1 protein-coding gene is annotated in these 530 nt (G+C 33.8%); it reads left to right on the top strand.

What is annotated here, in order from left to right; all coding sequences use genetic code 11:
• Nucleotides 1–339: hypothetical protein (locus tag KTHG_RS00175; RefSeq protein WP_222424326.1), on the top strand; the 339-nt coding region annotated here is incomplete at its 5' end.
• Nucleotides 340–530: the final 191 nt, after the last annotated feature.

Here is a 530-nt window from a genome sequence, read left to right as displayed (position 1 = left end):
AATGTCCTCAACGAAATTTCAAACGTGGAAAAAAGAAACTGGACTGCTAGAGAAGGCAAAGGGGTTGTGAGTATGTCAGCATTGGTGGAAGGATTTGAACAAATCGATATTTTCACCGTACTACGTGAGATAAACGATATTGAGCTAATTGAAAAGAAAATAAATGGGTTAATGCCAGGAAGTAAAATATCGACAGCTACATGTGAAGTAGAAAGTGAAAATAAATTCATTGTCGTTAGATCGTGCGACTTTGAAGAATTATTCACCAGTACAGAGAGCGCCTTAAAGTATATAAAAAGCTATTTTGAAGGCAATAAAAAAAGTGTCAGCAGTAACTGACACAATAAGCATAGGTATAAGTTTAAAACTTCCCACAAACATTATAACATAAGGAGTGTTGAAATTTGGAACGAAATGTAAAGCAATTACATGAAATCGATTTAAGTAAAGACGGTGTATTTTATATTAAAGATGGAAAGATAAATATTGTAGACACATTGCCTTATGGATATGGGACACAAACAATCACG

This window comes from Kurthia sp. Dielmo, assembly GCF_000307285.2.
Lineage (GTDB): Bacteria > Bacillota > Bacilli > Bacillales_A > Planococcaceae > Kurthia > Kurthia populi.
This window is presented reverse-complemented; position numbering and strand designations above follow the sequence as displayed.